23 protein-coding genes are annotated in these 25,739 nt (G+C 59.4%); 10 read left to right on the top strand and 13 right to left on the bottom strand.

Annotation, left to right across the window (positions count from 1 at the left end; genetic code table 11):
• Positions 1–26 precede the first annotated feature (26 nt).
• The 3 genes from CAG47_RS22000 to CAG47_RS21990 form a co-directional block, all read right to left on the bottom strand.
• Positions 27–5,297, bottom strand: coding sequence for an NEL-type E3 ubiquitin ligase domain-containing protein (locus CAG47_RS22000; protein ID WP_085727353.1), 5,271 nt, complete (start codon positions 5,295–5,297; stop codon positions 27–29).
• A 196-nt stretch (positions 5,298–5,493) separates the two neighbouring features.
• Positions 5,494–5,799, bottom strand: a complete 306-nt coding sequence (locus CAG47_RS21995) for a chaperone modulator CbpM (RefSeq protein ID WP_085727351.1) — start codon at positions 5,797–5,799, stop codon at positions 5,494–5,496.
• A gap of 27 nt (positions 5,800–5,826) precedes the next feature.
• The gene (locus CAG47_RS21990) at positions 5,827–6,774 is read right to left on the bottom strand and encodes a DnaJ C-terminal domain-containing protein (protein WP_085727507.1); all 948 of its coding nucleotides are present in this window, start codon (positions 6,772–6,774) and stop codon (positions 5,827–5,829) included.
• A gap of 296 nt (positions 6,775–7,070) precedes the next feature.
• Between CAG47_RS21990 and CAG47_RS21985 the strand changes: the two genes are divergently transcribed.
• Positions 7,071–8,336, top strand: coding sequence for an Hsp70 family protein (locus tag CAG47_RS21985; protein ID WP_085727349.1), 1,266 nt, complete (start codon positions 7,071–7,073; stop codon positions 8,334–8,336).
• Between the two features lie 95 nt (positions 8,337–8,431).
• Here CAG47_RS21985 and CAG47_RS21980 read toward each other — a convergent pair whose 3' ends face one another.
• The 3 genes from CAG47_RS21980 to CAG47_RS21970 all read right to left on the bottom strand — a co-directional run bounded on the left by CAG47_RS21980 (position 8,432) and on the right by CAG47_RS21970 (position 10,838).
• Positions 8,432–9,445 (bottom strand): AI-2E family transporter, encoded by a 1,014-nt coding sequence (locus CAG47_RS21980; protein ID WP_085727347.1) that lies wholly within the window; start codon positions 9,443–9,445, stop codon positions 8,432–8,434.
• 228 nt (positions 9,446–9,673) lie between these two features.
• Complete coding sequence (locus CAG47_RS21975; protein WP_085727345.1) at positions 9,674–9,979, bottom strand: PsiF family protein; 306 nt, start codon at positions 9,977–9,979, stop codon at positions 9,674–9,676.
• A 64-nt stretch (positions 9,980–10,043) separates the two neighbouring features.
• Positions 10,044–10,838: a helix-turn-helix transcriptional regulator gene (locus CAG47_RS21970; protein WP_085727343.1), complete on the bottom strand. Its 795-nt coding sequence runs from the start codon at positions 10,836–10,838 to the stop codon at positions 10,044–10,046.
• 96 nt (positions 10,839–10,934) lie between these two features.
• Here CAG47_RS21970 and CAG47_RS21965 point away from each other — a divergent pair, with 96 nt between their 5' ends.
• A complete protein-coding gene (locus CAG47_RS21965) occupies positions 10,935–11,822 on the top strand; it encodes a DMT family transporter (protein WP_085727341.1) in 888 nt (295 codons plus the stop codon).
• Between the two features lie 99 nt (positions 11,823–11,921).
• Here the strand turns inward: CAG47_RS21965 and CAG47_RS21960 are convergent, their stop codons facing one another.
• The 3 genes from CAG47_RS21960 to CAG47_RS21950 all read right to left on the bottom strand — a co-directional run bounded on the left by CAG47_RS21960 (position 11,922) and on the right by CAG47_RS21950 (position 13,864).
• Positions 11,922–12,812 (bottom strand): triacylglycerol lipase, encoded by an 891-nt coding sequence (locus CAG47_RS21960; protein WP_085727339.1) that lies wholly within the window; start codon positions 12,810–12,812, stop codon positions 11,922–11,924.
• Positions 12,813–12,919: 107 nt separating this feature from the next.
• Entirely contained in the window at positions 12,920–13,225 is a 306-nt protein-coding gene (locus CAG47_RS21955; protein ID WP_085727337.1) for a multidrug efflux SMR transporter, read from the bottom strand.
• Positions 13,226–13,864, bottom strand: a complete 639-nt coding sequence (locus CAG47_RS21950; protein WP_085727335.1) for an FMN-dependent NADH-azoreductase — start codon at positions 13,862–13,864, stop codon at positions 13,226–13,228.
• A 109-nt stretch (positions 13,865–13,973) separates the two neighbouring features.
• Between CAG47_RS21950 and CAG47_RS21945 the strand changes: the two genes are divergently transcribed.
• Complete coding sequence (locus tag CAG47_RS21945; protein WP_177409057.1) at positions 13,974–14,888, top strand: LysR substrate-binding domain-containing protein; 915 nt, start codon at positions 13,974–13,976, stop codon at positions 14,886–14,888.
• Between the two features lie 71 nt (positions 14,889–14,959).
• On the opposite strand, the gene CAG47_RS21940 is transcribed toward CAG47_RS21945, so the two are convergent.
• The 3 genes from CAG47_RS21940 to CAG47_RS21930 form a co-directional block, all read right to left on the bottom strand.
• A complete protein-coding gene (locus tag CAG47_RS21940; protein ID WP_085727331.1) occupies positions 14,960–15,655 on the bottom strand; it encodes a hypothetical protein in 696 nt (231 codons plus the stop codon).
• A 67-nt stretch (positions 15,656–15,722) separates the two neighbouring features.
• Positions 15,723–16,499, bottom strand: a complete 777-nt coding sequence (locus CAG47_RS21935; protein ID WP_085727329.1) for a hypothetical protein — start codon at positions 16,497–16,499, stop codon at positions 15,723–15,725.
• 308 nt (positions 16,500–16,807) lie between these two features.
• Positions 16,808–18,883 carry an AsmA family protein gene (locus CAG47_RS21930; protein ID WP_085727327.1) on the bottom strand — a complete coding sequence of 692 codons (2,076 nt, stop codon included), beginning with the start codon at positions 18,881–18,883 and terminating at the stop codon, positions 16,808–16,810.
• 378 nt (positions 18,884–19,261) lie between these two features.
• Between CAG47_RS21930 and CAG47_RS21925 the strand changes: the two genes are divergently transcribed.
• The 7 genes from CAG47_RS21925 (at position 19,262) to CAG47_RS21895 (ending at position 24,521) form a co-directional block, all read left to right on the top strand.
• Entirely contained in the window at positions 19,262–19,774 is a 513-nt protein-coding gene (locus tag CAG47_RS21925) for a hypothetical protein (RefSeq protein WP_085727325.1), read from the top strand.
• A 173-nt stretch (positions 19,775–19,947) separates the two neighbouring features.
• Positions 19,948–20,580, top strand: coding sequence for a TetR family transcriptional regulator (locus CAG47_RS21920; protein WP_085727323.1), 633 nt, complete (start codon positions 19,948–19,950; stop codon positions 20,578–20,580).
• A gap of 267 nt (positions 20,581–20,847) precedes the next feature.
• Complete coding sequence (gene ureE, locus CAG47_RS21915; RefSeq protein WP_085727321.1) at positions 20,848–21,348, top strand: urease accessory protein UreE; 501 nt, start codon at positions 20,848–20,850, stop codon at positions 21,346–21,348.
• The gene (locus CAG47_RS21910; protein WP_085727319.1) at positions 21,345–22,019 is read left to right on the top strand and encodes an urease accessory protein UreF; all 675 of its coding nucleotides are present in this window, start codon (positions 21,345–21,347) and stop codon (positions 22,017–22,019) included. The genes ureE and CAG47_RS21910 overlap by 4 nt, the downstream gene beginning before the upstream one ends.
• A 23-nt stretch (positions 22,020–22,042) precedes the next feature.
• Entirely contained in the window at positions 22,043–22,657 is a 615-nt protein-coding gene (gene ureG / locus CAG47_RS21905; protein ID WP_085727317.1) for an urease accessory protein UreG, read from the top strand.
• A gap of 27 nt (positions 22,658–22,684) precedes the next feature.
• Positions 22,685–23,257, top strand: coding sequence for a HupE/UreJ family protein (locus tag CAG47_RS21900; protein ID WP_085727316.1), 573 nt, complete (start codon positions 22,685–22,687; stop codon positions 23,255–23,257).
• A 130-nt stretch (positions 23,258–23,387) separates the two neighbouring features.
• Positions 23,388–24,521, top strand: coding sequence for an AGE family epimerase/isomerase (locus tag CAG47_RS21895; RefSeq protein WP_085727314.1), 1,134 nt, complete (start codon positions 23,388–23,390; stop codon positions 24,519–24,521).
• 110 nt (positions 24,522–24,631) lie between these two features.
• Here CAG47_RS21895 and CAG47_RS21890 read toward each other — a convergent pair whose 3' ends face one another.
• Positions 24,632–25,537: a cation diffusion facilitator family transporter gene (locus CAG47_RS21890; protein WP_085727312.1), complete on the bottom strand. Its 906-nt coding sequence runs from the start codon at positions 25,535–25,537 to the stop codon at positions 24,632–24,634.
• Positions 25,538–25,739 lie beyond the last annotated feature (202 nt).

The following is a 25,739-nucleotide window of genomic DNA, read 5'->3' as shown; positions in this document are numbered from 1 at the left end:
TGTCGAGGCCTTTGTTCTTTGTGTGGTTACCGAGTGGATGTGATCCGCAGCCGCCGCTCCAGGTCTGCCCTACTCATTGCGTTTCGGGTCAAGGTTTTCAGCTGTTGTGTGATCTGCCGATCGATATCGTTCAAGTCTTGAACATACACCTCGTCAGTCATGAGTTGGCCGTCCGCAAACTCACTTTCACTTTTGCCCAACTCGCTGCAAAGCGCCTTGATTTCTGCCGCCACATCGGCGATTTCCGCAACCGTGAGGTGCGCTCCATCGGCCCTGCGCTGCAATGCGTCCTGCAAATCGGTGGTGGCGTCAATCCGACGCTTCAAGCCACTCAACTCCTCGCGGTAAGTAGACTCCAGCCAGGTTCTCCAGAGGGGTTGCTCGACGATGCGATCGACCAGCAAATCACCCTCCTCCAGGGCCTTGATCCGCAGGAACGCTGCCTCGATCATCTCTTTGCTCACGTCGGCGATCTTGCGGAACTGCATGCCCCGGGCCTGCCATGGCAAGTCCAGGCGTTGCGCCAGATCGGTCATGTAAGCCAGATGCACTTCCACTTCATCGATGGAGCCCGTCACATTGCCATGGTCGTCGACCCGGCGTAGCCGCTCGCCCTTCGATATACGCTCGGCCACCCGCGCACGGGCAATGGCCCCGAGCTCATCGAGCCGAGACTTGCCCAAAGCCAGCTCCAGCAATTGTGTCTCGATCAAATCGACGCGCCCCAGAGCGTAGGCCTCATGAATCATCACTTGCACACCCATGGCATTGAACAGTTGCGTGCCGCCGTCCACGCAATTGGAAGGCAATGTCGCCTCGTCGAACAGTTTGATCCGCAGCTCACTGTTCTGGGCCATGGCCTCTATCATGCGCCAGACCTTCGAGGTCAGGTCCGACTGATAGTCACCCCCGGCGGTGAAATCGGCCGATTGGGTGAGTTGGCGAATTTCATTGAAAAACGCTACCGAATCGAACTCATCCTCCACCTCGTCCCAGACTTTCTGCTTTTCCTGCCATTGCTTCTCTGTCATGCCCATCGACCAGTCGGCGCCGTCCAGCGCGCCGCGCGGCGGGTAAGGACGCTCCGGGTCCATGCCCACCGATTCGATGTAGGACTTGAGGATGTCCAGGTTCTCTGCCGAGATCCAGCGTGGTTCACGACTGATCAAGGTACGCGCCAGCAACTCGGCGCGGAACGAGCCAGGCGCAACCTCGGGAATCCGACTGATCGGGTTGCGACTCAGATCGAAATAGATGTTGCGCGGTCGCGACTGGGAAAATAGCCCGACAGGCCAGGTGTCCAACCCGGCATCGCTCAGCAACAGCACCTGCAAATGCGGCATCTGGCTGATGTCCGGTACACGCCCCAACGGATTGCCGCGCAATCCCAACGACCTGAGTCGGGTCAGTTTCTTCAAGCGATCCACCGCCAGCACGTCCAGCACAATGCGGTTGTCACTGAGGGAGAGGTCAGTGAGGTGGCGCATATCACTCAGTGCTTGCGGGACGGCAGTCAGCAGATTGTCTTGCAGGTTGAGTGAACGCACCTGGCGAAAAGCATCGAGAAAAGACATATGCTCGGCGCCCAGCCCGCCGTTGCGCAGGCTCAGGTAGGTGACGTGGTCAAAGTTGGCCTGCAGCCTGGGCAGCGTATCCAGAAGTTTGTCCAGGTTGCCCACATTGTCCAACCGCAATGCCTGGGGCCGCACCACTCCCGCGACCTCGACGCCCGCCGGCCCGGTTCGCTGCCAGCATTGCCTGAGCGCTTTGTAGATCTGCTCTCGTGCTTTCCACTCCGCCACACCCGCCGGGCTAAAGCGAAAGGACTGGGTCGGTGAGTTTATCCAGCGTTGCAGCGATCGATTCAGTTGATTGAACTCGTCCTCCAGCGCGGTCAGTCGCTCATGCGCCGAACCACCGTTCTGGCTGAATTCGGTCAACAGCGCTTCGATTTCCTCCGTGCTATGGCCCGGATACAAAGAGCGAGCCCGGCGCCGCAACCCCATCCCGCGCGGCGCTTGCTGCGCATACCCTGGCATGCCGCCACGCAGGCGCATGACGGCCGGGTCGTATGCCGGCTTGAAGTTCGGGTCATCCCGCAGGATCGGCTCAAACACATTACGGTCCAGCGGACGTGCTTTTATCCCTTGCTCAAGCCGCGCCGCTTCGTTGATGCCGTAGCCCAGGGTCGTTCGTTGTGCGTCGGGCAGGGCGTGCAGCACCGCCGCATACACATTGTCCGCGCCGTGCAGATGTAAATCGCTGTCGTCCCGCGCCTTGTAGCGGCCGTTTTCGTCCAAAACCAGCACCTTTCGGATCGGCGCATCGACAGGACCGATGCTATCGGCCAGCGTTCCTCCGAATGAATACTCATGAATCTCCAGACGCAGATCCGCTGGCCAGCCCGGCAACGCTGCCAGCGAATGCAGTTCCAGGCGCTCGGTATCAAAATTGTGCAATGCGTCGAGGTAAAGACCTTCATAGGCCCGCGTCATCCGCAGTTGCTCCGCGGCTTTGCGGGCTTGTTCAGCCAGGCGTAACGGCACGCGTTTTTTTTCGCTCAAGTGCTGCACGTCCGAGGGATGCGCTTCGCGCAGCAGCTCTTGCGCCTGGTCGATGGAGATCTCTGAAAAGTCACCCTTGAGCAGGTTCACCGACACATCGTCCGAACGAGTTCGACGCTGGTACAGCAGATCGAACAATTGCCGCTTGCGCTGACGTGTCTGTGCCGCCCATTGATCGCGCAGCGCTTCGGCATGCTTGTGTACGTCACCGGAAAACCGTTCTCCGAGCAGCTCGCGAAGCGCGCCTTCATCCAGGAAGCCAACTACCCGCTCGGGCAGCGCGCCTGCCAGCAACTCGGACCAGGTCATCTGCAACGTATCGGCCGGCGATGCGTTGGCATAGCCGTCCTTGATCGATTCCCCCGTCAGATCCGGCCCCTTGAAGATTTCGATCGCCTTGTTACCGGGCCAGCCACGCATTTCAGTCATGCAGCGCACCGCATAATCGGCCCATTCGTCACCGAGCCGATTGGCCAGAATCTGCTCCGCACAGGCTTGCGCATCGGCATGGGCCTTGAAGCGCTTGAGGGTGTCGGTCAACAGCGCGGGTGGGGTTTCATGTTCGACGTGAAGCCGGCGCAGTGCATTTTCGTGCATGCCACTGGCGATCAGGACCTGCTCCAGGGTTTCATCGGAGACCCCGTCCACCGAAGCGCCCAAACGCCTGAGCAATTGCCGCCTGTCCCACTCAAGCGGCTGATCGAGTTCAGTCTTCCAACTGCCGGCACCGTTGTGCTCCAGCCGTGGCCGGTAGGCGTTGGTGCGGGTTGGATGCTGCAGGCGATGCTCACCGGTGTTCGGGTCCTGTTTGACTCCATAGCATTTGTCATCGAGCCGCAGCAGGTCCTGATCCTGATGTTGGTAAAGCCCCTGTTCGTTGGCCTTCATCCCGTCAGGCAAGACGACCGGATGCTCATAGGGGCCAAGGTCCGGGTTCCACAAACGCGGCTTGCCGGCGACCTCCACGGGCTTGAGGCCTTCGACGAATGGCGAGACCTTGATTGGCGTCAGCCCGCCGCTGGGCAACACGTGACCGGCGCCCATTAGCGCCAACTGCGCGAAGTTGATCAAAACCCCATTCAAGTAGGCAGAAGCCTCGTCCTTGTCGCCCTTGCTCCAGTCCTCGACGCCCTCCGCTACCTCGGCCAGCATTTGCGCAATCATGATTCCCAGCATGGCTTCACCGAGACCAGGCACCAGCATCGCGGCAAAATTGAAAACGTTCCAACCGATCGACAGATAGCTGGTCAAGCGCTTGAAGCGTGCAGTGGCATCTTCATCGTCGGTCGGCACGGCGATCAGCCTGGCATCGGCGATGGCCTTGTCACGCCGCGCCACAAACAGCGCCACCCACAGATCACCCTCGATCCGATTGGTGATCGGTTCGGCATTGGGGTTTTCGACCGCTGTTTCACGCCACCATGGGCCCATGTCCAGCGGTTCGCGCTCATGCCAGGTGAAGGTCGTGAGGCGTTCGTTGGCCCGTGTGAAAAACAGCCCCTTGTCTTGCTGCGCCACGAAACGGCTGAAAAAGGATTGGTAGTCCTTGTTTCGCAACTGACCCAGCAGCTCCTTCATGAATGCGGTCAGCGACGAGTATTCCTTCAGCGGGTGGTCAGGGTCATCGGGCACATAGGCGATCAACGGGCCGGACAAACGGCTTTGCTGGTAGATGTCGTCCCGACGAAGTAATTCTTCGCTCACGCCCTGCGGTCCATTGGCAAAGAATGCCTGTAGCAACTTGTACTGTTCGTACTCTTTGCCGGGCAACACCGGGACACGCTCCGACCACTCGCTCCAGAATTTCAACCAGGCAGGCGTCAGCGCGTCGATTGTCTGCTTGAGTTGCGATGGGTCGCCGATGGCACTGAACAACACAATACCGGTCAGCCTGAAGCCCATCAGCGATAAACGGTGGCTGTGCAGCGGCCGGTCGTAAAACGTGACGTTGGCCTGGTCTTCACGCAGTTGCGCAAGTTTGCCGTAGGCATAATCGCTGATATCACCCTTCAACCGGGCAATCAGGGCCGCCACATGGAAGGCGGCCTTTTCACTGGCTACACAATCCTGTTGCAAGGTTTGCCTTGCTTGCTCGGTGACGGGCAACAGGACGGACTTGATGTGCCGCTGGTACTGCGCGCCGATGTCCAGTCGTCGGCACATCGATGCAAATTCTGGCAGGGTGATGGCCGATTCAAGGCTGAGACAGCCCAGACTGTCCTTGCGGTAAATACCGGAGCTGTTGCGGAACGCACCCTCTTCGGTTTCGGACTCTTCGAAGTTGTGCAGTGCGGCCTCCAGCAACGTGGACTGGCGAACGCGACTGGCCCCGGTATCGATGACGAAACCAATTTTGCTCGGCACTTCAAGTTGCACGGTCAGTTCATCGATGTTCCGTACCCTGTTGAAGTTCGACTGCATTGACGAGCGCAGCAGTGGCTCGGCGAAAGCATTGATGTCGTGCTGCAAGTCGCCCAGCGTCTTGTCCAGCACGCCTTGCAGGCGCCCCTGGTCTTCAATCAATTCCTTCAGATACTGGCGGTCTGTTTCCCGCGCACCGCTATACCATTCAGGCATTTGCGGCTCGAGCGCCGGTAAGGTTTTCAACCTCGCCAACGGGGCGTCTTTTATAAAGCGGGGTATGGCGTCGAGCACACGCTGGTAATGCATGCCGTTACTTTCGGCGGCCGCGCCCGGCTGTTGATGTGAGTTGCTTCCATGCAAATCAGACACTTTTGAATCACCTTGATGACAGGAAAAGAGCTATCAGCTTATTCACCTGCACCCGAAACAAAAGTCCAAATAACTGTTGGGCCAATCCAATGAAAAGGCCCCGATGATTCGAAAATCACGGGGCCGAAAATACATATCTACCGCCAGCCTGATGTGCGCATGTGCCGTTGAACAGGCACAAGAAACGCCCGAACGACTATTCCACCACCAGCCGCCCCAACCGCTGCCTGAGCATCTGGTTTTCCGCCCGCAACTCCCGGACCTCTTCGAGCAGGTCCAGCGCCAGCGCAACGCCCTCCCAATCCAGTTCCAGATCATGGCGCAGCTTGGCGGCGCGCTTGGCCAGGGCCAGTTCATAATCGGTGAAACGCCAGTCCCTGGGCTGGGCGCCCTGAGGTTCGAGGATGCCGTGTTCGACGATTTCGATCACGTAGACGTCCGACAGCTCGGTCGCCTCACAGAACTCTGCCATGTCCAGTTGAACGATCAGGGGACTGCTCATAGTCAGTGACTCCTTGGTTCCATAGGATCAAAAATGCTCACGCGGGTCGAATGCGGCTTTTTTCGCCAGTTCCTGCCACAGGGCCTTGATGTCATCGTCCGACTTCTTCGGCATCACGGCCTTCAACTGCACAAACAGGTAACCGCGTTCACCGGCCTTGTTCATCAGGCCATGGCCCTTGGCGCGCATGCGCTGGCCGTTCTGGCTGCCGGCCGGCACCTTGAGATTGATCTTGCCGGTCAGGGTCGGCACGGCGACCTCGGCGCCCAGCGCCAGCTCCCACGGAGCCAAAGGCAAGGTGATGATCAGGTTCTCGCCTTCGACGTCGAATTTCGGGTGCGGCGCGAAACGGATCGTCAGGTACAGGTCGCCATTGGCGCCGCCACCCACGCCCGGAGCGCCCTGCCCCTTGAGGCGAATGCGCTCGCCGTCGCTCACACCGGCCGGGATCTTCACGTTCAGGCTTTTGCTGGTGTTGCTTACGTGCTGGCCGGCCGCGTTGTATTGCGGCACCTGGAAGGTGACCTTCTTCGACTCGGTCGACAGTGTTTCTTCGAGCAAAACACCCAGTTCCATTTCCACGTCCTGCCCTCGACGTCCGGTGCTGCGACGTGACTGTCCTCCACCACCAAAACCTGGCCCACGGTTGCCGAAGATCGAACTGAAAAAGTCCGAGAAATCGCCCGTGTCCTGACCGCCGCCACCGAAACCACCACGGCTCTGCCAGCCCGGTGGTCCCTGGAACGGCTGGCCATGCTGGCCATAGCGGCGCAAATCATCGTACTCGGCGCGTTTGTCGGCGCTTTTCAGCGCTTCATAGGCTTCCGAGGCGTCCTTGAACCTGGACTCGGCATCCTTTTCCTTGCTGACGTCGGGGTGGTATTTGCGCGCCAGCTTGCGATAGGCGGCCTTGATCGCCTTATCGTCTGCGGTCGGTTCCACACCGAGAATCTTGTAATAGTCTTTGAAGTCCATCGCGGGAATCACCATCCGTTATCAAATCGCGCCACAGGCCAAAACATGCGCTTGTTTGCAGCCATAGGTCCGACCGATCTCAATTGTGTGACCGGGTGGCGCAGCAGAAGTTTATCGGCAGCAGGCGGGGCTTCTTGCGAGCACTCCCGCGGCTGTCCGGTTGATGCAGGGTAGTTTGGGGAGGATGTCCCATCTTTCAAGGCATTGTTTGCAAGAATTAGCAGATAACCGGCCTTCGAATCTGGCGCGCACTGACATACACTGCGCGGCCGTTTTTTAACCGGAACCTGAAAGACATGAACAACGCATCTCCAGCCCGTGCCGTGGGTATCGACTTTGGCACGTCCAACTCCACCGTCGGCTGGCTGCGCCCCGGCATGGAAACGCTGATCGCGCTGGAGGACGACAAGATCACCCTGCCGTCGGTGGTCTTCTTCAACATCGAAGAACGCCGCCCGGTGTACGGCCGCCTGGCGCTGCACGAATACCTGGAAGGCTACGAAGGCCGCCTGATGCGCTCGCTCAAGAGCCTGCTGGGCTCCAAGCTGATCAAGCACGACACCAGCGTCCTGGGCACGGCGATGCCGTTCAAGGACCTGCTCGGGTTGTTCATCGGCCAGCTCAAGAGCCGCGCCGAAGCCGCCGCCGGTCGGGAATTCGAAGAAGTGGTACTGGGCCGCCCGGTGTTCTTTGTCGATGACGATCCGATGGCCGACAAGGAAGCCGAAGACACCCTGGTCGAAGTGGCCCGCAAGATCGGCTTCAAGGAAGTCTCGTTCCAGTTCGAACCGATCGCCGCGGCATTCGACTACGAGTCGACCATCGAGAAAGAAGAGCTGGTACTGATCGTCGACATTGGCGGTGGTACGTCCGACTTCTCCCTGGTGCGCCTGTCGCCGGAGCGTCGCACTGTGGATAACCGCCAGGACGACATCCTCGCCACCGGCGGCGTGCACATTGGCGGGACCGACTTCGACAAACAACTCTCGCTGGCCGGCCTGATGCCCCTGTTCGGCTACGGCAGCCGGATGAAGAGCGGCGCCTACATGCCCACCAGCCACCACATGAACCTGGCGACCTGGCACACCATCAACTCGGTGTACTCGCAGAAATCCCAGCTGGCCCTGGGCAGCATGCGCTACGACATCGAGGACACTGGCGGCATCGATCGCCTGTTCAAGCTGATCGAGCAGCGTGCCGGGCACTGGCTGGCCATGGAAGTGGAAGAAACCAAGATCCGGCTGACCCACGCCGACAGCCGCCACGTGCCGCTGGACCGCATTGAAGCGGGCCTGAGCGTGGACTTGAGCCGTGCACTGTTCGAGTCGGCCATCGACAATCTGCTGGAACGGGTGCGCAACAGCGTCACCCAGTTGCTGGCAGATGCCGACGTGCGGGTCGATCAGGTCGATACGGTGTTCTTCACCGGTGGTTCGAGCGGTATCCCGGCGCTGCGCAACAGTGTTTCGGCGATGTTGCCGAATGCACGGCATGTGGAAGGGAACATCTTCGGCAGCATCGGTAGCGGCCTGGCGATCGAGGCGGCGAAGCGTTACGGCTGAGGGGCAGCTGCAAGCCTCTAGCAGCAAGCTTCAAGTAAAAGCAGGACGGTATTCGCTCTTGGCTTTTACTTGCAGCTTGAAGCTTGTGGCTGCCGTCAGACCATCCCCACCTGCTTCAACTCACTCTTCAGATACGCGTAGTAAATCGGCCCCGCCACCACCCCCGGCAGGCCGAACGCGGCCTCGAACACCAGCATCGCCAGCAGCAACTCCCACGACTTGGCACTGATCTGCCCGCCGACGATGCGTGCATTGAGGAAGTATTCGAGCTTGTGGATAACGATCAGGTAACCCAGCGCCGCCACGGCCACCCAGATGGAAAGCGACAGGCCGACAATGGTGATCAGGGTGTTCGACATCAGGTTACCGATCACCGGCAACAGGCCGAGCAGGAACGTCAACACGATCAGGGTCTTGGTCAGTGGCAGCTTGATGCCGAACATCGGCAGCACCACGGCCAGGAAAACCCCGGTGAAGACGGTGTTGAGCAGGGAAATCTTGATCTGGGCGAACACGATGTTGCGAAACGCCTGGACCAACAGGTGCAGGCGATCGAACAAAGCGGCGGCCAATGGCTTGCGCTTGGTCAGGTCCGGTATGCGCTGCAAGGCGATGATCGCGCCCAGCACCATACCGATCAGCAACGTCACGAACATGTGCGCGGCGTCCTTGCCGACCAGTTGCAAATCGCTGAGGTGCTTGCTGACCCATTCGCCAATCGCCACGCGAAACTCGGCGGCACTGGCCGGCAGATAGGCGTCGATGAACGGCGGCAGTTGCCCCCGTGCGCGGTCGACCACACCCATGAACTTGTCGAGGGAAGCGCCGGGGTTTTCCGCTTCGTGCAGCAAGAAGCTGATGGCGCCGGCAAAGATCAGCGACAGTACGCTGACAATCAGCGTCCCCAGCAACGCCACCGCCAGCCAGCGCGCACGTCGGCCTTCGATCAGTCGTTGCAGTTGCGGGGTGAGCATGTTGACCAGTTCGAACACCAGCAACCCGGCGAGCAGGCTGGGCAGCAACCGGAGCGGCAGGACCAGCAGCAGCCCGCCAAAAATGATGACCCAGCTGATGACCAGCAAAACTTGACGCTGAGAAAACGTTGGCATACAGCCTCAAAAACGAACGGCGTAAAAAGGATTGGCAGTCTGCCAGCGATCCGGTGCGAGCACTAGGATTGTGTGGGGCGACCTTGGTCGGGGGGCAATTCAGGTTCTTCTGCGAACTTGCTGCCCTCTTCGCGAGCAGGCTCGCTCCCACAGTGGACCGAATCGAATGTGGGAGCGAGCCTGCTCGCGAAAGCGCCCTCGCTAACGCCAACGTTGCTGGGCCAATGATCACTTCTTCAGGCAATCACTCATGAACGCCTTGCGCTCGTCACCCTTGAGGGCCTTGGTGGTGGCGTCGGCGTTGCAGGTTTTCATTTTCTCTTGCTGTGGGGTCAAGGCCTTGCCGGCATCGTTTGTCGCCGGAGCAGCCTTCAGGCACGTGCTCATAAAGGCTTTACGCTCGTCGCCCTTGAGGCTCTTGGCCGTGGCGTCGGCATTGCAGGTAGTCATCTTTTCCTGTTGGGCTGTGGCGGCGAAGCCTTGGGAACAGAGCAGCAAACCGATCATCAACAAAGGGACACGCAAATGCTTCATGGAGTTTTCTCCTGGTCGCCGCACCGAGGGGCGCGGCCTCGTATTGGAGTGTAGACAAGCCCTGTTACACCTTCCTGTTCTCCAGATGGCTGCGCCGGTACTGCTCCGGCGTACACCCGGCCTGACGCTGGAACATGGCGATGAACGCCGAGCCGGTGCTGTAGCCCATGTCGAAGGCGATCTCTTGAATGCTGCGCCGGCTGTCCAGTGCTTCGATCGCTGCCAGAAAACGCAGGCGCTGGCGCCACTCACCGAAACTCATGCCCAACTCCCGCACGAACTGTCGCGCCAGGGTGCGCTCGCTGACGTGGATGCTTGCAGCCCATTCCGAGAGCGGCCGGTTATCCCCCGGCTCCCCCTGCAACGCTTCCAGAATCCCCAGCAATCCAGGGCTGCTGGCGTAGGGCAAATAACACTCATGCACTGGCGCCCGTTGCAACTGGTCCACCAATACCTGTGCCAGGCGCTGGTCGGCGGACTGCTCGGGGATTTTCACGTCCCGGGTGGCGAAGTCCTTGAGGATTGCCTTGAGAATGTCGCTGATGGCCAGGGTGCAGGCTCGCGGCGGCAGATCGGCACAGACCTTGGGTGCCAGGCACACCGCACGGTAGTTGACCGGTTGGTGACTGTAGAAACTGTGCTCGATCTGCGGCGGTACCCACACCGCGTATTGCGGGGGCGACATGAAACGGCTGCCCTCGACGTCCATGTGCAGCACGCCATGGGCTGCGTATTCCAGCGTCCCCCAGGGATGCCGGTGGGGTGCGGCGTATTCGTGGGCATCGAAATCGGCATAGCGGAAGTACACCGCCGACGGCAATTCGCTGAAATCCAGCAGGTCGATGTGTTTACTGCTCATGCTGTCCGTCATCAGGGGCCGGTTGTCTGGATTGAAGTATAGGCTTGTATCCAGACAGCGGATAATTGCCCTTCATTAACGTTCTGGTTTTTCCCGATGCAATACGCTTATCCCCTGCTGGCCATTTTTATCTGGGCCGGCAACACCGTGATCACCAAAATGTCGGCCGGGGCGATCTTCCCCGCCGAGATCGGTTTCTACCGCTGGCTGTTGGCCGGCTTGCTGTTCACACCCTTCATGCTCAAACCGGTGCTCGCCCATTGGCCGCTGATCCGCCCGAACCTGGGCAAAATCTTTGTCCTCGGTGTTCTCGGCATGGCGGTCTATCAAAGCCTGGCGTACTTCGCCGCGAGCCTGACCTCGGCCACCAACATGGGCATCATCCTGTCACTGATGCCTCTGATGTCGCTCGCCATGGCAATCATCAGCCTCGGCCAGCGCCTGACCATGGGTGCCCTGGCCGGTGCCGCGCTGTCGTTTATCGGTGTCCTGGTGGTGGTGTCGTCCGGCAGCCTTGGCGTATTGCTCGAACATGGGGTCAACCTGGGCGACGCGATGATGTTGATCGCCACCCTGGCCTACGCGGTCTACAGCACCCTGTTGAAAAAATGGCAGTTGAAGCTGCCGCCGCTGGTGCTCCTGTATTTGCAGGTGCTGGTGGCCGTGGTGGTGCTGTTCCCGCTGTTCTTCGCTTCAGCGAAAGTCGGCCCGACCCTGCAGAACATTCCGTTGGTGCTGTACGCCTGCCTGCTGGCATCGATGGTTGCGCCGCTGGCGTGGATGCAGGCCGTGGTGCGCCTGGGGCCGAGCCGGACCACGCAATTTTTCAATTTGCTGCCGCTGATTACCGCATTGATCGCGGCGGTGGTGCTGCACGAACAACTGGCGATGTATCACCTGGTGGGCGGGGTATTGACCCTGGGCGGGGTGATTGTTTCGGAGCGCTGGACCACGGTGTTGGATCGTAAGGTCCGGGTTGCCTGATCTGATGCCATCGCGAGCATGCTCGCTCCTACAGTAATCGGTGTAGCCCGGGCGAACTCTGCCTAATGTGGGCTTGCCCGCGATGAAGGATAACGCGGTCTAAAGCCCTGCCGCGTTCAGCCGCGCCGCATGCTCGACAAACAGGCGGATCGGCTCGGCCCCCTTGCCCACCAGCCCCAGCGACTGGTTGACGATATCGAAGTGATCCAGCGGATACTCATCACCAATCACCGTCCCCAGGTGCGAGCTGTAGCGCCCGACCATACCGTCGCAATGCCCGGTTTCGCGGACGAAGGTTTTGGCGAATAACCTGCAAGTACGGTTGGTGCCGTCCAGCAGATTGCGCCCGCGATCGGTAATGCCCGGCTGCAACGTGCCGGACCAGGAGTAATAGCGCACTCCATTGACCTCTTCCGGCCCGTGACCGCCCCAGGTATCAGGCAAGCCCTGTGGATAACGCCGGTTGAACAGCGCCACGCCAGCGGTGGTCAGGGAATGGTGTGACGCATGGATATCCACTGGCAGCTTCGGCCCCCGGTAACCGGTATCCAGCCACCCCATCAACGCGCCGACCATCCGCAGCAAAAAGCACAGCAGACGTCCACGTACGCTGTCATGGGGATAATGCTCATGCAGGTAATCGGCGAGTTCAGAGCCGTGATTCGGTCCCGCTACCGAAGTGACCGAGGCGATCAGGTCCGGACGCTTGGCCGCCGCATAACGGGCGGTCAGCGAGCCTTGGCTATGGCCGATCAGATTGACCTTCTCGGCCCCGGTTTCCCGCAGGATCTCGTCGATACGTGCCAGCAGTTGCTCGCCGCGCACTTCGTTCGAGTTAATCGGCGAAACTTGCACGGCGAACACCACCGCACCGCCGTGGCGCAGCGCCTCGACGATCCCGTACCAGTACGGGTAAAGCACCAGGCGGATGAACCCGAGCATTCCCGGGACCAACACCAGCGGGTAACGCGGGGCAGAACCTTGCGACATGGGCGGACATCCTTGTGGTCGGGCGGTGACGCAAGGCGGGAGGCAAGACGTCCGCCAAGCTACACCTGCGAAGATGACAACTCGTCGACAAGTCTATGTCATCCGCCCTACTTCAACCCCGCCACACCCGCCACGATCAGCCCGACCGAGAGCAGTTTGACCACGCTCAGGCTTTCACCCAGCAGCGCGAAACCGAGAAACACCGTGCCCAGCGAACCGATGGCGGTCCAGATCGGGTAGGCGATGCTCACCGGCAACTCACGCATGGCCAGGGTCAGGAAGTAGATCCCGCCCACAGCGGCCACCACCGTGATCAACGAAGGCCAGAACCGGGTGAAGCCCTCGGCGTACTTCATGCCCATGGCGAAGGTGACTTCGAACCCGGCGGCGACCAGCAAAAACAGCCAGGCCATCTAGAACTCCCTGGCCAGCGCCAGCAAGCGCTGCTCGGCCTCGGCGGAGGATACTTCGAAAGTGCGCTCGGCGGACTCTTCGCCCTCGGCGGCCACCACAGTGACGTCCGTGATGCCAATGAACCCGAGCACCGTGCGCAGCAGCTTGTCGGCATGGTTCATGGCTTCCAGCTCACCTCCCGGACCAAAACCGAAGCCGCCACGGCTGGTGATGATCAAGGCCTTTTTGCCTTGCACCAAGGGCTGGTACTGGGCCACGCCATTGTCCAGGGTGTGATCGAAGGTCACCCCGACCCGCACGATCTGATCGATCCAGGCCTTGAGGCCGCTCGGTACGCTGAAGTTGTGCATCGGCGTGGAAATCAGCAACACATCGTGGTCGAGCAGTTCACCGACCAGCTCGTCGCTGAGGGCCAGATCAGCCTGCATCGACAGTGGTCGAGCATCGGGCTCGGGATAAAACGCAGCGGCCACGAAAGCCTCGTTGACCGGCGGTATCAACGCCCGCCCGACTTCCCGTCGGGTCAACTGCGCTTGCGGATGACAGACCTGCCAGGCCGTCAGAAACACTTCGGCCAAACGGCGCGAGTGCGAGCGATCACCACGGGGGCTGGCGTGAACGGCAAGAATTTTACTCATCTGAATCTCCTCGGGACTAAACTCAAACGGCTTGTGACTTGCAGCTTGAAGCTCGCAGGTGCGTCCCTTCAAATGAGCAAAAATCAGTCTGGATGAATCCATTTCATCTGTGGAGTCTTCAATGTTCGCCTCGTTGCCGTTGACCGCCCTGCGTGCCTTTGAGTCCGCCTCACGACTGCTGAGTTTCAAGGCCGCCGCCGAAGAACTGTCGGTCACACCGACGGCTGTGTCCCACCAGATCCGTTCCCTTGAGAGCTGGCTCGGCGTGCCCTTGTTCGAGCGCCTGCCACGCCAGGTGCGCCTGACCGAATGCGGTGAACGGCTGTTCCAGAGCCTGCACGGAGCTTTCCTGGAAGTGTCGCAAAGTGTCGAGACCCTGCGCCCGCAACGCAGCAGCGCCAACCTGACGGTCTCCACTACCGCGGCCTTCGCCGCGTTGTGGCTGGTGCCACGGCTGGGACGTTTCTACGCCCGACACCCGAACATCAACGTGCGCCTCGATACCCACTGCGAAGTCATCGATCTGCATCAGGACGCCAGCGTCGATCTGGTGCTGCGCTACAGCCTCGACGATTACCCCAATCTGTACGGCCAGTGCCTGTTCGATGAGTCCTTCGGCGTCTACGGTTCCCCCGAACAAGTGGCTTTGGCGTCGAGTCGCACGCCCACGCTGATCAGCGTGCGCTGGCACAACTCCAGGCTCTATGCCCACGGCTGGGAGGCCTGGTGCGCGCGATCCGGCGAAACCTGGCTGAACGGGCGGCCCGCCGTGCGCGAATACGACGAAGAGCATTACGCCCTGCAAGCGGCGATTGCCGGGCAAGGCCTGGTGTTGGCAAGCAATATCCTGGTGTCGGAAAGCGTGGCCAGTGGCCTGTTGTTGCCGTACCGGGGAGAAGTCCAGGTCGATGGCGCCGGCTACAGCGCCCTGTGCGTGCCGGGGCGCGAGCGTCATCCGCCGGTTCGGGCGTTTTTTGCGTGGCTAGAGGAGGAGGCACGGATTTCGGGGCATGGCATGCGCTGAATCCGCGCCTTGAGTTTTGACTACAAAGGTAAAGCCCACATCTTTTGAGCCGTCGTACAGTTCCAATTCGATCAATCAATGTCTTCTAAACACAGTTCAAGAACCAGTTCGTCCCTTGAGTCAGGAAGTATGTCGATTATTTTCTCTCGCATTCGGCTTCTTTCAAAACCCTTGTGATCCAGCAGTTGCTTCGCAAAGTCGAGACTGACATTGCCCACGATATACTTGCCGGAAAAGCGCTGATTCAAAAAATCGATTTCAACCTCATTGAAAGCATCGAAACAGACAAACACCGAATAAAGAGCAGGGCCTGCCCCTAAAACTCCCATCTGCAGGACAATGGTCGAATAGTCGTAGCCAGGAAATTCCAGAGTGGTTACGGCATTCTCACGCACTACCAAACCATTTACTCCCTCAACCAAAGATTGCCCGATGCAGTTGATTAATCGCTCGAACATCTCGGCCTGATCCACACCAAAAAGAGAAAGCACCTGACTTACAACAGCGTCCCTCACTACAAATTCGGCGTTATCTTCTGGTTCAAAACTCTTGCTTCTATAGACAGCACGCTGCCATTTAACGTTCTCCATCGCAGTGGCGCATTCTTTATACCAGCGATCAGCATCCTTCAGTTTTTCGACTTTCGCGCTTGCATACAACTGAGAGAACAGCAAAGAGTTGATCATATCTTCGCGCAGCTGTTGCGAAAAACCATCGGCGACAAGAAGCAAATTACCCGCCACCAGACAAGTATCATCCTTGATCATTTCAATCCCCTCGCAACTCAACAGTCAAAGCGGGTTACTCTCTGAGCAACCCGACCCGGCAGCCTTGTTAAAGTTTAACACCACTGAAGAATTCTTCAGAGCTCACATTAAGTGCCTTATCTATTAAATCGCGATTGCGTTCGTGTACACGCATGTTGAGTTCAACCATGGTCGCCACTTTTTTCATTTTCAGGTTGGACATTTTCCACTTCCAGAACCAGGCGCCACCTTCCTGCGTATCAAGCTCACAATCGACAGCCAGATACGCAGTTATCGCGGTGCCCTCTGCCGATTGCAGGCAGGGTACAATCCGAAAATCTGCATTTTTTCCTTTTTTGCTATTGTTATCAAACAAGGTCACCAACGACTCTTCCGACTGGATTTTTTCAAAAACGCCTTGCATCATCTTCAACATGGATGGCGCATTCCTGCCGGCAACTGCTGTAATAATATCCATGACAATGGAGTCCATTGTGACATTGACTTGTTTATTGACATGATCTTCGTATTTGTTATTTGTCATTGTCCAACCACAATGCCGCATGGCCTCACTGTATTTTGCGTGCCATTCGAGGGGCGTCGCCTTGATATCTGAGTTGGCATTGGCGTAACGCTCGGCAAAATGAATACTATCCGCAGCTGCCTGCTTCTTTTCTTTGTCAAGGTTATCGGAAAACCCGATCACAGAAGGTGTTTCGTTACCCATCAGCAGATCCTGCTGACCGACACCTTCTGTTCCCGCCATGAATCGACGGCGAGCATGGGCTGCCTGGACAAGAGGCATCCCCTGTGCATGTTCAAAAAACAACTTACTCTCTTCAATACTCGGCATTAAAATAGTCATATCAACTTCCATATTATAGATTAGCTATCAAATCAGGGATCAGCCATTTGGCTGACGACTACAAACTACCCAAACCCTTCATTAACATCTACAACTGGAAAATGACCATTTATTACCAACCGCCAAACCAATTACCGCCGCATAGAAAAGATTCGCAAACCTGAACGACCACCTTCCAACAGCGCCACTACAACAACACTAATAACACGCCATATAAACTACCAAAACGAACACTGGCAGCATGCACGATTAGTTAGCCCACGCCGCACAAACATATTAAATAGTAAATGAATCAGCCACACAGACCACTAGTTAGCTCCTTTTACCGTCTTCGGCACCGTCCCCACCTTCATCTGCTCCAGCAACGGCGCGCATTGATTCAGCTCGCCACCACTCGGTGCCACTAACGCCAACAGTCCTGCCGCCGGTGCGGCGATCACGCCCAGCGCCACCATACCGGCCCCGCGCAACATCAACGGCACGGCCTTGACCCCGGCATCGGGCTTGATGAACTTGCCACGCACATAAAGCGGCGAGCGCAATGAGATCAGACGCCAACCCTTGGACTCCGGAGTAATGGTCAGGTCCAGTTGCTCGGTCGCCATGTTCGCAGTGCCGTCGATGTAGACGACGGCGTTCTCGGTGTCGAACACAAACAGACGAGTACTGGCCAGACCAGACTGGATGCCGAAGTCGGCAGCCGCGCAGTTGATCTTCACTTCCTTGTCGCCAAAGATCTTGCCGACCACATAGTTGCCGACGTTCAGGCCCGCCAGCTCCATCAATTCACGGCTGATGGCGCCATCGTTGATGAGCATTTTCAGATTGCCATTGGCGCTGCCCAGCAACTTGGCCACCGAATTGCCGCGCCCGCTGATATCGGCATCGCCGTTGAGTTCGCCAAAACTGGTTTTCATCGGTTCAAAGCCGGGGAACAGCTGCTTGAGCTTGAAGCCCCGCGCCGTAAGCCTGGCCTTGCCTTCCAGGGGATCGGTATGACCGTTCAGGCGAATCTGCGCATCCAGCTTGCCGCCGGCCACGCTGAAGCGCAGCGGTTCGAGGCTGAGCACGCCATCGGTGAGCGTCAGATGGGTGTAGAGGTCGTTGAACGGCAGCTTTTCGCTGTGCACGATGCGCTTGCCGGTGAACTCGACATCGGCGTCCATATCGCGCCAGCGATCGGTCTTGAACTCTTCGACCGGCAGCACTTTATCGGCCGGTTGTTTGCTGTCACCGCCACGGGCTTTCTGTTTGGCGTTGGAGTCGGCACCGATCAGCGGCGCCAGGTCAGCGAACAGCAATTGATCGGACAACAATGAGCCGCTGAGTTTTGGCCGTGGCTGGCTGGCCACGTAAGTCAGATTTCCGTGGATATCGCTCTCGCCGATCTTGCCGTTGAATGCTTCATAGCGGAACACCGCGCCACCGGTTTCATGCAGTTTGGCGATAAGGTGGCCGTCGGTGGCATAGGGGGAGGTATCCGGCAGGATCACTCCAGTCAGCGGGTAAAGGTTGCCCAGGCTGGTCCCGGCCAACTTCAGGCGCAGGTCCAGGGCGCCGAGATTCAGCGGATCGGTCAGGGTGCCCGCCAGTTCGACGCTGGAATCGGCGATTTTCACCTGTGCCTGAAGCGGAAACGGCCGTGACGCGTCCTGCAACGCCAACAATCCGCCAATCTTGCCCTGGCCCGCGAGTTTCTGACCGCGGTACTGGCCGTCGACCTTGAGGGCGAACGCATAGTCCTGGAGTGAGGAACCCTTTTCCTGCGCGGCTTTCGCCGCTTTGTCGCCGACGATATCGCTGAACGGAACCGGTTTGCCCAAGGGATCGATCAGCACGTCGAGTTGAGTCTTCAAGCTTTGATCGTCGAGGGTGACATGCCCCTTGTCGAAGCCGATCGCACCGATTTCCACCACCCAGCCGGAAGGCTCGGCGTTCGGATCCTTTGGATCGAATTTGAAGGTCCAGTTGGCGCGCCCGTCAGCCAGGCGTTGCAGCTCGGCATTCGGCTCGGTGAGATCGATACGCGGGATGACCACTCGCTGCGCCAGCAACGCCAAGGGTGAAATACGCAGTTCGACACGCTTGAGGGTGACCATCTGCGGTTGCTTTGACCAGTCCGGATTGCCCAGGCTGAGATCCTCGGCCACCACATGGGGCCACGGCACCCAGGCGCGCCAGCCACCTTCATCGGGCTCGGGCCGCCAGACCACCGACAGATTGCCGTTGATGGCGAAAGCACGGTGCAGTTCTTCTGAGACTTTGGCGTTGAGCGGCGGTTTGATCCGGTTCCAGTCGAAGAACACGATGATCAGCACCATCACCGTCAGCAAGGCAAGAAAGGTGGAAAGGGTCCAGACAAACGTTTTTTGAATGCGCGTCATTGCACAGGGCTCCTGATACGACTGAGCGCCCCGACTGCGACGCACAGGTGAAACGGTGAGCCGCAAACGGCCAGCCATGAAGTCTACGACTGATAAAAACCCGGCAGGTTTAATCGATAGGCCGATATCAGCCAGTCCAATACTGACCAAGCAGTCATTCAGCGTTACCGACCCCGCACTTTTACACGTCGGCAGTGAGTCGAAAATACCCAAACCTGTGCAGGACAACTTGCCGGAAACGCCCGACTTAGAGCCTCCCCGGCAAACAATCAATTCCGTTGATTATTACCATTGCGTTTATGAACTTTTATATCGACTTATCGAGAGTAGCATTGCCCTCGTACCCACTTTTTCGCACCGCCACGGAGCAAAACAATCATGAAACGCCAACTCCTGTTCAGCCTTACCCTCTCGATGCTGGCCAGCACTGCTTTTGCGCTGCCTGCCGCTGATCAAGCTACGCCACAAGTGAAAGACAGCCGCTCGGGGTTCAGCCAAACCGTCGCCGCCGACGGCTCGGACCGCACTCCACAAGGCCAGACCCTTGCCGAAGGTGGCAATGATCGCCTGAAAGAAAAAGGCCTGATCACTCAGGATGGCTCGGACCGCACCCCACAAGGTCAAACCCTGGCTGCCGATGGTTCCGATCGCACCCCACAAGGCCAGACCCTGGCCGCTGACGGTTCCGATCGCACCCCACAAGGCCAGACCCTGGCTGCCGACGGTTCCGATCGCACCCCACAAGGCCAGACCCTGGCTGCCGACGGTTCCGATCGCACTCCACAAGGCCAGACCCTGGCTGCCGACGGTTCGGACCGCACTCCACAAGGTCAAACCCTCGCTGAAGGCGGTGGTGACCGTGTGATCGAACGCAACAGCGACCTGAGCTAAGCCTCATGGCCGGCCTGAAAAAAAGCCCAATCCCCGGATTGGGCTTTTGACTTTTCAGCAGTCCGCTCGATAGATGCCACACCTCCCCGCTTGTTCCCCCCTACAGTCGTTCGACGCCAGCAAAGCCGATTTGCTAGAGTGCGCCGCGTCCCCCTCCAGAAAACACCCTTGCGATGCTGCCCCGCGCCGAACAGAAACAACAGACCCGTAACGCTCTGATGGACGCTGCCCGGCGCCTGATGGACGGCGGCCGAGGATTCGGCAGCCTGAGCCTGCGTGAAGTCGCGAAAACCGCGGGCATCGTCCCGACCGGTTTCTATCGTCATTTTGCCGATATGGATGAACTGGGCCTGGCGCTGGTCAGCGAAGTCGGCCAGACATTCCGCGAAACCATTCGCCTGGTACGGCACAACGAATTCGTGATGGGCGGCATCATCGATGCCTCGGTGCGGATCTTTCTCGACGTGGTCAGCGCCAACCGTTCGCAGTTCCTGTTTCTCGCCCGCGAGCAATACGGCGGTTCGCTGCCGGTGCGCCAGGCCATCGGCCGTTTGCGCGAAGACATCAGTTCGGACCTGGCGGCGGATTTGTCACTGATGCCGAAACTGCAACATCTGCACGTAGCCGATCTGAGCGTGATGGCGGACCTGATCGTCAAAAGCGTGTTCGCCACCCTGCCAGACATCATCGATCCGCCAGCCGAGGCCTTGCCCGAACACCTGACGCCCCAGGCGAAAATCACCCAGCAGCTGCGGTTCATCTTTATCGGCCTCAAGCATTGGCAAGGGCTTGGAAGTACCGAATAAACCTGTGGGAGCGGGCTTGCTCGCGAAGAACGATAACGCGGTGTGCCTGAGAGACCGTGGCGCCTCATTCGCGAGCAAGCCCGCTCCCACAATGATGTGTATCGCCTCAACCTGGTGCGCACATCGAAAACCACGCACCAACTTCAACCAGAAAACTCACTCCTTCGATACCCGCCCTACGTATCCTTCGGCCATTTCCTACGCCTTCCTCCGATTGGCAAGCCCCTTGCTCTAGCCTGAGCATTGTCCATAGCTGGAAGCCTTCCGATGCTGGTGATTCATCGCAGAATCGACCCTCAACCCGTCTGGGCCGCCGAACTGCACCTGACGTTCGAAGCCCGCAGCAAAAGCCGTTTGCGCTGTTTCAGTGCCGAGGGCGAAGACGTCGGGTTGTTCCTGGAACGCGGCCAGCCACCGTTGTTTGACGGCGAATACCTGCAAGCCGAAGACGGGCGCATCGTGCGTGTCTGCGCCCGCCCCGAACAATTACTGCACGTCACCTGTGCCAATGCCTTCGAACTGACCCGCGCGGCCTATCACCTGGGCAACCGCCATGTCGCCCTGCAAGTCGGCAACGGCTGGTTACGCCTGCTCGACGACTACGTGCTCAAGGCCATGCTCGAACAACTCGGCGCCCATGCCGAGCACATCGAAGCTCCGTTCCAGCCGGAACATGGCGCCTACGGCGGCGGCCATCATCATTCGCGCCATGGCGATGAAGACTTCAATTACGCGCCGAAACTGCACCAGTTCGGCGTGCGCCCATGAACCCGGCCTGGGCACTGTTGCGCCTGGCCAGCCCGCAACTGCCGATTGGCGGCTACAGCTACTCCCAAGGACTGGAATTGGCTGTGGATAACGGCCGCGTAAACGATCCCGAGAGCGCCCGGCGCTGGATCGGCGATCAATTGCTGCTGAATCTGGCACGCTTCGAAGCCCCCTTGCTGCTCGCTCATTGCCTGGCCGCCAGCGAGGACGACTGGGACCAATTGCTGCAACGCTGCGAGGAACACCGCGCCAGTCGCGAAACCCGCGAATTGCATCAAGAGAGCCGGCAGATGGGCTACTCCTTGCAGCAATTGCTCAACGGCTTGCCGGAACTCGACGATGCGGCTCGCGCATTTCTTGAACGACGCACCGAGCCCCACCTGGCCCTGGTGTGGGCGCTGGCCGCACGCGCCTGGCGGATCAGCCCGCAGGACGCCCTGGCCGCGTGGCTGTGGAGCTGGCTGGAAAACCAGTTGGCGGTGCTGATGAAAACCTTGCCATTGGGTCAGCAAGCCGCCCAGCGCCTGACCAGCGAGTTGCTGCCGCTGCTTCAACAAGCTCAACAACACGCCACTCAAATCGATCCCGACCATTACGGCAGCGCCGCTATTGGGCTGTCCCTGGCGTGTATGGCCCACGAGCGCCAATACAGCCGTCTGTTCCGTTCCTAGGGCCCCTTGTTTTGGAGAATCACATGAACACACAACCCCTGCGCGTCGGCATCGGCGGCCCGGTCGGTTCAGGCAAAACCGCCCTGACCCTGGCCCTGTGCCTGGCCCTGCGCGAGCGCTACAACCTGGCCGTGGTGACCAACGACATCTATACCCGCGAAGACGCCGACTTTCTGGTGCGCAACGAAGCCCTGGCGCCGGAACGCATCATTGGTGTGGAAACCGGCGGCTGCCCGCACACGGCCATCCGCGAAGACGCCTCGATCAACCTCGAAGCCGTGGACCAACTCAACCGCCGTTTTCCGGGCCTTGACCTGATTCTGGTGGAGTCCGGTGGCGACAATCTCTCCGCCACTTTCAGCCCGGAACTGTCCGACCTGACGATCTACGTGATCGACGTTTCCGCCGGCGACAAGCTGCCGCGCAAGGGTGGGCCGGGGATCTGCAAATCCGATCTGTTGGTGATCAACAAGATCGACCTCGCGCCACTGGTAGGGGCGTCGCTGACGCTGATGGACAGTGACACCACGCGCATGCGCAACGGCAAGCCGTTCGTGTTCAGCAATCAGAAAACCGGCCAGGGTCTGGAACAGATCATCGCCTTCATCGAACGCCAGGGCTTGCTGAGCGCAGCCTGATCACGACTTCAACAAGGAAGCCAATCCATGACACTCAAACGCATTCTCGGCGCCCTGGCCCTGCTGCTGACCCCCGCCCTCGCCTTCGCCCACCCGGGACACGGCGACAACGGCCTGATCGCTGGCCTCAGCCATCCCCTTGGCGGTCTGGACCACTTGCTGGCGATGCTCGCGGTCGGCCTGTGGGCAGCGCAACAACAAGGCACCGCACGCTGGGCGCTGCCATGCACCTTCGTCGGCACCCTGCTGATCGGCGGATTGCTGGGTTTTGAAGGGCTGAACCTGCCGGCACTGGAAAACGGTATTGCCGCATCGGTGCTGGCGTTGGGCCTGGCAGTGGCGTTGGCAGTGCGTCCACCGTTGGTGATGGCGATGGGGGCAACGGCGTTGTTTGCGCTGTTCCATGGCGTGGCCCATGGCCTGGAGTTGCCGGACATGTCGAGTCCCTGGACCTACGCCGCAGGTTTTGTCGCAGCGACCGCGGTGTTGCACGCGGCGGGATATGCACTGGTGCGGGTATTGCCACGGGCGGCGGCACCGTTGGTGCGACTGGCGGGCGCGGCGTCGGCGGCGACTGGGGTGTGGTTGCTGGCGGGTTGAATCTCTAGTGCCTTCAACGGCCTCTTCGCGAGCCCTGCTCGCGAAGGCGGCCTGACAGACACAACCTCTCTCAAGTCAGCCTCTCTGCTAACATGTCGCGCAATCGCCCCTGCCGTGACGACGCCAGCCAATGCCGCCTGTTTCTCGCTCCGCCCCTCAGCTTGAATTGACCGCCCTGTTCGCCTCGGTGCAACAGCACTTCCTGAACGTCATCGTGCCGCTGTGGCAAGGTCCGGGCTGGAATGCCGACATGGCGTTGCCCTACGAGGCGCTGAATGCCGAACACCAGCCGCTGCCGCCGCAACGCTACCGGGCCATGGCCTGTGCGCGACAGTTGTATCTGTTTGCCAACCTGATCGGTCAGGTGCCGGGCGCCGAAGAGCGTGCCGCCGCCTTGTTCCGCTCGTTGCAACGGCACTTCCACGATGCCGAGCACGGTGGCTGGTTCTACAGCGTCGATGCACAGGGGGCGCCGCTGGATCAGCGCAAGGACCTGTATACACACGCCTTCATCCTGTTCGCCTGCGCTCATTACTGGGACAAGGTCCGCGAGCCATTGGTCGAGTCGGTGCTCAACGCCTCGCTGGAAGTGATCGCACAGCGCTTCGCCTCGGACGACGGTCTGTACGAAGCCACGCTCGACCGCGACTGGGCATCGCTGGACAGTGGCCCTTTGCAAAACCCGCTGATGCACCTGGCCGAAGCGTTCCTCGCCACGCTGTCGGTGCGTGAGGACCTCGACGTGCAACATGCGCTTGTCGAGTTATGCACAGCCATGCACGCGCGGTTTATCGATCCGCAGCACGGCGTATTGATGGAAAAGCCACTGGGGTCTGTGGATAACTGGTTTGAACCGGGGCACCAGTTCGAATGGTATTTCCTGCTGGAATCCTCGCCGCTGTTGCGCCAATCGACGCTGCATGCCGATCTGGAGCGGGCCTTCGCCTTTACCGAGCAAACGGGTGTCGATCAACAGACGTGGGCCGTGCGGGCGATGCTCGACTTCGGTCCGGAAGGCGGCGTCCGGGACGCCACGCAGCGTATCTGGGCCCAGGCCGAATACTTGCGCGCGTTGACGCTGCGCCCCCATAGCGAGGCCATCGTGCTGCGTCAATTGCAAGCATTGCAGCAGCGCTCGCTGCATACCGGCGGCTGGTTCGAATGCCGAGACGAGCGCGGTGAAGTCAGCCGCAGCGACATGCCGTCGACCACGCCCTATCACCTGGCAACCTGTTATCGCGGGTTGGCGCAGTATCTCGGCTGACTTTGTGGCGAGGGGGCTTGCCCCCGTTGGGCTGCGAAGCGGCCCCAAAAATGGGACTGCTACGCAGTCCAACGGGGGCAAGCCCCCTCGCCACAGGTCATCGCACCGCCTCACTCAATCCACTTACGGTCCCCGGTAAAGCTGATGGTCAGCCATCGCGCGGCGTCGGGTTTGCCAAGCCTGGTGGAAATTTCTTCGCGCAAGCTGTCCAGTTGCCCCACGCCATCGAGCCAGTAGTCCTTCGGCAATACGATGTGAATCTCGATGAAACAGGCCCTGCCGTGTTTCTGCACGTAGGAAATGTAGTCGTCGAAACCATGCTCGACCTTCGCCACCTCCATCACTTGACGCACCTTGTCGTCCAGCTGATCCGGGACGATCCCCAACACATCGCGCAAGGCCGGGCCGAGGATTTTGAAGGCCGGAGGGAGCATGCCCAGGGCCAACATAATCAGAATCATCGGGTCGACATACACCGCCCACCTGTCGTACCCCTGGGTCTTGAGCAGCAGCGCGATCAGGAAGCTCACCAACAGTCCCGCCGACAGCATCGCGTCCACCAGCCAACTGATGTTGTCGAACTGGATCAGCGATGAGTTGAGTGTGCGATTGCGATGACGGACGTAGAAAAAATAAATGAGCTCAACGACCGTGAAGAACGCCGCGTAGAAGATCACCAGCCCGAGTTCGACCTCGCGGCCACCGCTGATGATTCCGAACACACCGTTGAGAAAGGCATAAATGGCGACCAGGAAAATGAAGCTACCTTCGATCACCAGCACCATGGGTTCCAGGTGCCAGGAGCCGAACTGGAAGCGTTGATTGCTTTCCTTGGCGATCAGCCGGGCGGTGATCAGCATCAGCACCTTGATGAAGGCCGCGATCAACGAAAAGAAGCCATCGAACAGGATGGATTGGGCGCCCGAAACAAAACCGGTGATGATCCCGGCGAATGTCACGGCGAGCATCAGGAAGGTCGATTGTTTGAGCAGCGACTGCTCGCCTCGATTACTCACTGGATCTCCTCTAATACCTCTGGACCGCCGGGTGTGGCGGGTTGTTTGAGGGAGGAGTCTAGCTGATGTCCGGTTTGGACCGCTCTTGTGGCGAGGGGGCTTGCCCCCGTTCGGCTGCGGAGCAGTCGCAAACCGGTGGATGAGGTACATCTGAGAAAATGAGAGTTATGGTTTCAGGGCTGCTTCGCAGCCCAACGGGGGC

The organism is Pseudomonas sp. R37(2017) (assembly GCF_002113375.1).
GTDB lineage: Bacteria > Pseudomonadota > Gammaproteobacteria > Pseudomonadales > Pseudomonadaceae > Aquipseudomonas.
The sequence above is the reverse complement of the archived record's forward strand: the minus strand, read 5'-3'. Positions and strand labels throughout refer to the sequence as shown.